The sequence below is a fragment of the Streptomyces sp. NPDC093591 genome (genome assembly GCF_044764885.1).
Lineage (GTDB): Bacteria > Actinomycetota > Actinomycetes > Streptomycetales > Streptomycetaceae > Streptomyces.
In genome coordinates this window covers 112,380-119,929 of record NZ_JBIWIY010000027.1, presented here as the reverse complement: position 1 = coordinate 119,929, position 7,550 = coordinate 112,380, and the positions used below count along the sequence as shown (strand labels likewise).

5 protein-coding genes are annotated in these 7,550 nt (G+C 71.0%); 1 reads left to right on the top strand and 4 read right to left on the bottom strand.

The annotated features are described in order from the left end of the window. Together ACIREI_RS42190 and ACIREI_RS42185 are read right to left on the bottom strand one after the other, a co-directional pair. A partial coding sequence (locus tag ACIREI_RS42190; protein WP_403345147.1) for a maltotransferase domain-containing protein occupies window positions 1–732 on the bottom strand: 732 nt, incomplete at its 3' end. Between the two features lie 228 nt (window positions 733–960). Continuing rightward, window positions 961–2,163 (bottom strand): S8 family peptidase, encoded by a 1,203-nt coding sequence (locus tag ACIREI_RS42185; RefSeq protein ID WP_403345145.1) that lies wholly within the window; start codon window positions 2,161–2,163, stop codon window positions 961–963. 341 nt (window positions 2,164–2,504) lie between these two features. Here ACIREI_RS42185 and ACIREI_RS42180 point away from each other — a divergent pair, with 341 nt between their 5' ends. After that, on the top strand, window positions 2,505–5,123 hold the full coding sequence (locus tag ACIREI_RS42180) for a glycosyltransferase family 1 protein (RefSeq protein ID WP_403345143.1): 2,619 nt from the start codon (window positions 2,505–2,507) through the stop codon (window positions 5,121–5,123). Window positions 5,124–5,149: 26 nt separating this feature from the next. Here ACIREI_RS42180 and ACIREI_RS42175 read toward each other — a convergent pair whose 3' ends face one another. Both ACIREI_RS42175 and ACIREI_RS42170 read right to left on the bottom strand, forming a co-directional pair. Beyond that, window positions 5,150–5,662: a DUF1990 family protein gene (locus ACIREI_RS42175; RefSeq protein WP_403345141.1), complete on the bottom strand. Its 513-nt coding sequence runs from the start codon at window positions 5,660–5,662 to the stop codon at window positions 5,150–5,152. A gap of 71 nt (window positions 5,663–5,733) precedes the next feature. Continuing rightward, window positions 5,734–7,395 carry a M4 family metallopeptidase gene (locus tag ACIREI_RS42170; RefSeq protein WP_403345139.1) on the bottom strand — a complete coding sequence of 554 codons (1,662 nt, stop codon included), beginning with the start codon at window positions 7,393–7,395 and terminating at the stop codon, window positions 5,734–5,736. Window positions 7,396–7,550: the final 155 nt, after the last annotated feature.

Below are 7,550 nucleotides of genomic sequence, written 5' to 3'. Positions count from 1 at the left end.
CTCGTACCAGGAGCCGTACAGGGCGCGCTCGCGCTCCACCAGCAGCGGCAGCGGATCCGACGCGGTGACCAGATCCCGCAACGGATACCGCCCCAGCACCGCGTCGACCTCGGGCGTCAACGCGGCCGCCAACCGCCAGGCGGCCGGGCGGCTCTCGTCCCGCAGCGCCTCGACGGCCGTGAGGATCACCGACCGTCCCTCACCGTCGGGCACGTCGGCGGCCGCACGCTCGTACAGCCGCGCTCCCTCCTCCAGGACCAGGTCGGTGTCCATGCCGGCCGGGATCTTGATCTGGGCGTGGTGCCGCCAGGTCGTGACCGGATCGCCCCAGGCCTCGACCCGGTAGGTCCAGTGGCCGGGCTCGCCGGCGGTGACGGTGGCGCCCCAGCGGTCGGTGCCCGGGGCCAGTTCACGCATCGGCGTCCACGGGCCGGAACGGCCGTCGGGATCGGTGAGGACGACATTGGCGGCCACGGCGTCATGGCCCTCGCGGAACACGGTGGCCGAGATCTCGAAGGTCTCGCCGGTCACGGCCTTCGCGGGCCTGCGTCCGTGCTGGACGACCGGGCGGACGTCGAGGACCGGTATGCGCCCCACGCCGCCGGCCGTGTCGCTCGCGGAGGGTCGCTCCCGAGCAGGCGGACCGGGGTCGGCGGTGACGGCGCGGGGCACGGGGGGTGCGTCGGTGCTGGACGTCGGGGGTGAGGACGACTGGTGGTGCATGGCGGGCATGACCGCTCCTGTCCGCGTCAACTTGGGTGGGCGGATGGCTGTGGGGAGGTGGGTCCTGCGTGCGCGCGCCCGGGGGCGCACAGGTGGGGTGTACCGGAGGAGCCTTCCCACCCTATTCGGGTACGCAATCCGGCACTTTGTTAACTACTCACGCGTATGTCTACACACAAGACCGGCCCCGTTCCTCGGGGAACGGGGCCGGTGTTCGTGCTTGGCCGACAACAGACGCTACGAGCCCGGCACTTGCAGGAGTTTGTTCGGCGAGCCGAGTCCCCTGCCGGAGACCTTGCCGGACACCGCCTTCGCCACCAACGCCTTGGACACCTGTGCGGGCCCGGCCTTCGGGTGGTCGGCGAGATAGAGCGCGGCCACGCCCGCCGCGTGCGGCGACGCCATCGACGTACCGGAGAAGGTCGCCTTGCCGGTGTCGCTCGCGTACGACGCGGAGGTGATCGAGACGCCCGGGGCGAACAGGTCCAGGGCGGAGCCGAAGTTGGAGAAGTCGGCCCGCGCGTCCTTCTTGTCGGTGGCGCCCACGGTGATGGCCTCCCGCACCGCCGCGGGGGAGTACAGGCTCGCCGGCAGCCCGTCGTTGCCCGCCGCGACCGTGTAGGTGACGCCGGACGCGATGGAGTTGCGTACGGCGGCGTCCAGCTGCGTGTTGCGGTAGCCGCCGAGGCTGACGTTGGCGACCGCCGGCTTCTTCGCGTGCTTGGTCACCCAGTCGATGCCCGCGATGACCTGGGCGGTGGTGCCGCCGCCGGCGTTGTCGAGGACGCGTACGGCGACGACCCTGGCGTTCTTGGCGACGCCGTACTGCTTTCCCGCGATCGTGCCGGCGACATGGGTGCCGTGGCCGTTGCCGTCGCTCGCGGTCCGGTCGTTGCCGACGAAGTCCCAGCCGTAGCTCGCCCGGCCGCCGAAGTCCTTGTGCGAGATGCGGATGCCGGTGTCGATCACGTACACCGTCACTCCGGCGCCCGCGGACTCGGGCCAGGTGTAGCTCTTGTCCAGCGGCAGGTTGCGCTGGTCGATGCGGTCGAGTCCCCAGGACGGCGGGTTCTTCTGGGTGTGGGCCGGCGTCACGCGGGTGTCCTGGACGACCGAGGCGACGCGGGAGTCGGCCGCGAGCCGCCTGGCTTGTCTCTCGTTGGCCTGTACGGCGTAGCCGTTGAGGACCGTGTCGTAGGTGTGGCTTATTTTCGCCCCGTACTTCTCGGCGAGGCTCTTTCCGGCCGCCGACGGAGCCTTCGTTCCCCCCTTGAGTGTCACCAGGTAACTGCCGCTGACGGAGCCGGGGTCCCCGGCGCCGAGTATCTGCCCCTCCGGTGCGGCGTGCGCGGGCATGGTGGTGGCCGAAAGCGCGGCGACACAGGTCACCGCGGTCAGGCCACCGGCCCAGCGCAGACGCCGTATGCGCGTCCGTGCCATGGTGTGAGTCCCCTCCTCAACTCGGCGCACGCCGACCCTCGTTCGCCGGGTGCACCCGACGTGGACCGGTACGCCACCGTCAGCCTCTCGTGACGCGAGAAGTCGCCACAAGGAGGCCTACGGGGGCGGAATCGGCCATATCGGCTATGGGGGATGCGTGAAGGTTGCGGTGCTTTTCGGACGGACGTGCTCTTTCCCACCCGCTTGACAGCCGCAACCGGCCACTGACGGCCACAAAAAGGCACGGTGGTTACGAAGCCCCGCATACCGATACCGTCGGGGGCGATGACGGGACGCACACCGCCGTGCGTCCCCTGCCACGCGCTGCCCGAGGTGGAACCGTGAAGGCGATCCGTCGATTCACCGTCCGTCCAGTCCTCCCCGAAGCCCTCCGGCCGCTGAGCGATCTGGCCCGCAATCTGCGCTGGTCCTGGCATGCCGAGACCCGCGATCTCTTCCGGTCCGTGGACCCCGACTGCTGGGCCGCCTCGGGCAACGACCCCGTTCGGCTGCTGGGCAGCGTGTCGCCCGGGCGGCTCGCGGAGCTGGCCGAGGACCACGACTTCCTGCGCCGGCTGACCGCGGTCGCCGGTGACCTCGACGACTACGTCACGGGCGAGCGCTGGTACCAGGACCAGTCCGCCGAACTCCCCGCCGCCGTCGCCTACTTCTCGCCCGAGTTCGGCATCACGGCCGCCCTGCCCCAGTACTCCGGCGGCCTCGGCATCCTCGCCGGCGACCACCTCAAGGCGGCCAGTGACCTCGGCGTACCCCTCATCGGGGTCGGGCTGCTGTACCGGCACGGCTACTTCCGCCAGACCCTCTCCCGGGACGGCTGGCAGCAGGAGCACTACCCGGTCCTGGACCCCAACGAGCTGCCGGTGGCCCTCCTGAAGGAGCCCGACGGCACCCCCGCCCAGGTCTCCCTCGCCCTGCCCGGCGGCCGGCAGCTGCACGCCCGCGTCTGGCTCGCCCAGGTCGGCCGCGTCCCCCTGCTGATGCTCGACTCGGACGTCGAGGAGAACGACCTCGGCGAACGCGGCGTGACCGACCGGCTGTACGGCGGCGGCAGCGAGCACCGTCTGCTGCAGGAGATGCTGCTGGGCATAGGAGGAGTACGGGCGGTCCGGACGTACTGCCGTCTGACCGGCCACCCCGAACCCGAGGTCTTCCACACCAACGAGGGCCACGCCGGCTTCCTCGGCCTGGAGCGCATCGCCGAACTCTGCGCCGAGGGCCTGGACTTCGACTCGGCCCTGGAGGCCGTCAGGGCCGGCACGGTCTTCACCACCCACACCCCCGTCCCGGCCGGCATCGACCGCTTCGACCGCGAGCTGGTCGCGCACCACTTCGGCCCCGACGCCGAACTGCCGAGCATCGACGTCGAGCGCATCCTCCAACTCGGCATGGAGACCTACCCCGGCGGCGAACCCAACCTCTTCAACATGGCCGTGATGGGCCTGCGCCTCGGCCAGCGTGCCAACGGAGTCTCACTCCTCCACGGCAACGTCAGCCGCGAGATGTTCTCGGGCCTGTGGCCGGGATTCGACCCCGACGAGGTCCCCATCACCTCGGTCACCAACGGCGTCCACGCCCCCACCTGGGTCGCCCCCGAGGTCTTCCGCCTCGGCGCCCGCCAGATCGGCGGGCGCCGAACCGAGGACGCGATGACCGTCGGCGGCTCGGACCGCTGGGACGCGGTCGCGGAGATCCCCGACCAGGACATCTGGGAGCTGCGCCGGAACCTGCGCGAGCAGCTGGTCACGGAGGTACGGGCCCGCCTGCGCGCCTCCTGGCGGCAACGCGGCGCCGGGACGGCCGAGTTGGGCTGGATCGACAGCGTCCTGGACCCCGACGTCCTGACGATCGGATTCGCGCGCCGAGTCCCGTCGTACAAACGCCTCACGCTCATGCTCCGCGACCGGGACCGGCTGATGGATCTGCTCCTGCACCCGGAGCGGCCGATCCAGATCGTGGTGGCGGGCAAGGCGCACCCGGCGGACGACGGCGGGAAGCGCCTGATCCAGGAGCTGGTGAGGTTCGCGGACGATCCCCGGGTGCGGCATCGGATCGTGTTCCTGCCGGACTACGGCATGGCGATGGCGCAGAGGCTGTACCCCGGCTGCGACATCTGGCTGAACAACCCGCTCAGGCCGCTGGAGGCCTGCGGGACCAGCGGTATGAAGGCGGCGCTGAACGGCTGCCTCAACCTCTCCGTCCTGGACGGCTGGTGGGACGAGTGGTTCCAGCCGGACTTCGGCTGGGCCGTCCCCACCGCGGACGGCACCGGCACGGACCCGGACCACCGCGACGCCATAGAGGCGGCGGCGCTGTACGACCTGCTGGAGCAACGCGTCACGCCCCGCTTCTACGAGCGCGGCCCGGGCGGCCTGCCGGACCGCTGGATCGAGATGGTCCGCCAGACCCTGACACTGCTCGGCCCGAAGGTGCTGGCGGGCAGGATGGTCCGCGAATACGTCGAGCGCCTCTACACCCCGGCCGCCCAGGCCCACCGCGCGATGACACCTGACGCGGCGCGCGAGCTGGCCGGCTGGAAGGCGCGGGTCCGCTCCGCCTGGCACGGCGTCACGGTCGACCATGTGGAGACGTCCGCCCTGACCCCCACCGCGGAACTCGGCTCGACGCTCGCTCTCCGGGTGCGGGTGGGCCTCGGCGACCTCGGGCCGGACGACGTCGAGGTCCAGGCGGTCTCGGGCCGCGTCGACTCCGAGGACCGCATCGCGGACGCGTCGACGGTGCCGCTGAAGTCGCTCGGCGGCCCGGACGCGGAGGGGCGCTGGCTGTACGAGGGGCCGCTGTCCCTGGACCGCACGGGGCCGTACGGCTATACGGTCCGGATCCTTCCGGCGCACCGGTTGCTGGCGTCCGGCGCGGAGCTGGGGTTGGTGGCGGTGCCTTCGGAGGGGACGGGGGAAGGGGCCGGGGTGCTGCTGCGGTGACACATCGGGGAGGGCCGGGGTGCCGCTCAGCTCTCCCCGCACTCGCGCTCGCACAGCTGCCGCAGCACGGTGCCGCACCGCCGCGCATACGCGTGCTGCAACCCCCGGGTGGCCGCCCCGCCCGCCCGCGCGTACCACTTGGCCCCCCGGCTGAAGGCCCGCACGGTCAGCCAGACGGTGCCGTCCCCCGTGCGCTCCACGAGGAACGCCTCCTCGCCGCACTCGGGGTGGCCGGAAAGCGTCCCGTACGCCCAGCCGATGCGGCGGTGCTCCTGCGCCGTCCAGACCACCCGGCACGGTGCCTTGATCAGGCCGGCGAGGGTGACCGTGACGTCGACCTCGGGGGCCGCGCGGTCGGCCGAGGCGTCGATGCCGACGCCCATCGCGCGGTGCATCTCCCAGGTCATGACCGCTTCGGCGGCTCTGCGGAAGACCTCCTCGCCCTCGCCTATGCGGGTGCGCACGTGCAGGGGGTGGAAGCCGGGCGGGCAGAATCCGGTCTCCCGGGTCGCGCCGACGTGGTCGTACGTGAAGGACATGGGTCCCAAGCGTAAGGCGGCACTCGGAGATGCCTTCGTCCCGGGTGCCGCCCCTGTCAACTACGCCTGCTTCAGCTGACGTTGACCGCCGACCAGGCCGACGCCACCGCGTTGTACTCCGTGCTGCCGGAGCCGTACAGGGCGGACGCCGCGCTCAGGGTCGCCGTGCGGGCGGCCTTGTAGTTGGTCGTCGACGTCATGTACTCGGTCAGGGCCTTGTACCAGATCTGGGCGGCCTTGGCGCGGCCGATCCCGGTGACCGTGGCGCCGTTGGACGTGGGGGAGTTGTAGCTCACCCCGTTGATCGTCTTCGCGCCGCTGCCCTCCGAGAGGAGGTAGAAGAAGTGGTTCGCGGGGCCCGAGGAGTAGTGGACGTCGAGGCCGCCCAGCGAGGACGACCAGTAGTCGGCCGAGTTGCCGTCCTTGCTCGGCTTGTCCATGTAGCGCAGCGGGGTGCCGTCGCCGTTGATGTCGATCTTCTCGCCGATGAGGTAGTCACCGGGGTCGGACGAGTTCGCCGCGTAGAACTCCACCGCCGTGCCGAAGATGTCGGAGGTCGCCTCGTTGAGGCCGCCCGACTCGCCCGAGTAGTTCAGGCCCGCCGTGTTCGACGTGACGCCGTGGGTCATCTCGTGGCCGGCCACGTCGAGCGACGTCAGGGGCTTCACGTTGCCCTCGCCGTCGCCGTACGTCATGCAGAAGCAGCTGTCGGACCAGAAGGCGTTGACGTACGCGTTGCCGTAGTGGACGCGGGAGTACGCCGCCACGCCGTTGTTCTTGATGCCGTTGCGGCCGAAGGTGTTCTTGTAGTAGTCCCAGGTCGTCTGGGCGCCGTAGGCCGCGTCGACGGCCGCGCTCTGGTCGCTGGAGGAGCTCGACGCGGCTCCGGTGCCCCACGTGTCGTCCGCGTCGGTGAACAGCGTGCCCGCGGAGCTGCTGGTGGTGCGGGCCTTGTTGTAGGTCTTGTGGCCGCCGCGCGTCGCGTCGTACAGCTGGTACGTCGAACCCGACAGGGTCGTGCCGAGGGTGACCGTGCCGGAGTACACGCTCTTGCCGGTGCCGGTCTCGATGCCCTGGTACTCGTACAGCTTCTTGCCGGTGGCGGCGTCGGTGATGACGTGCAGCTCGTTCGGGGTGCCGTCCTCCTGGAGGCCGCCGACGACCGTCTCGTAGGCGAGGGTCGGCTTGCCGTTCGCGGCCCAGATCACCTTGCGGGGCGCGTCGTCCGCCTCGGTCTTCTTCGACCCGGCGGCCTTGGCCAGCTTCACGGCCTGGCCCTCGGCCTTGGCCGCGGTGATGGCCGGCTTGAGCGAGGCGACCTTGATGGTGGCCTTCGTCGCCTTGGTGACGCCCTTGTTCGCGCCGGACGCCGACTCGTGGACGACCAGGTCGCCGCCGAGGACGGGCAGGCCCGCGTAGGTGCGCTCGTAGCGGGTGTGGAGCGTGCCGTCGGCGTCCTTGACGACGTCCTTGACGACCAGTCTCTCCTGGGCGCCGAGGCCTATCGCGTCGGCGGTCTCGGGCGCCTCGGCCTGCTGGTCCTTGATGAGTGCGGTGCGTGCCCCGGGAGCCAGCGCGACCGGGACGGCGAGCGGGGCCGCCTTGGTGCCGGCTTCCACGGGAGCGGCGGCCGAAGTGCCGGTGGTCAGACCGGTGGAGAGGAGGGCTCCGGCCGCCACGGCGGTGGCGATGGCCAGAGTGGTGCGCTTGTGACGCGCGTAGAGGGGGGTCACACGAGCTCCTTATGTGGGGGAGGTGCAGGGGGTGCTTGTGCGGCGGGTGCACGAAGAGTGGCACCTGGGGCGCGTACATGTCAGGAGGGTGTGGTGATGTTGGCCAAAACTCGACTGTCCGGTAAATGTTTCTGAAATGTGAACGGGCGCCGCCC

Bases quoted from the DNA above. Each gene is read 5' to 3' on its own strand.
- ACIREI_RS42185 (WP_403345145.1), bottom strand. From the start codon at position 2,163: ATGGCACGGACGCGCATACGGCGTCTGCGCTGGGCCGGTGGCCTGACC.
- ACIREI_RS42175 (WP_403345141.1), bottom strand. From the start codon at position 5,662: ATGTCCTTCACGTACGACCACGTCGGCGCGACCCGGGAGACCGGATTC.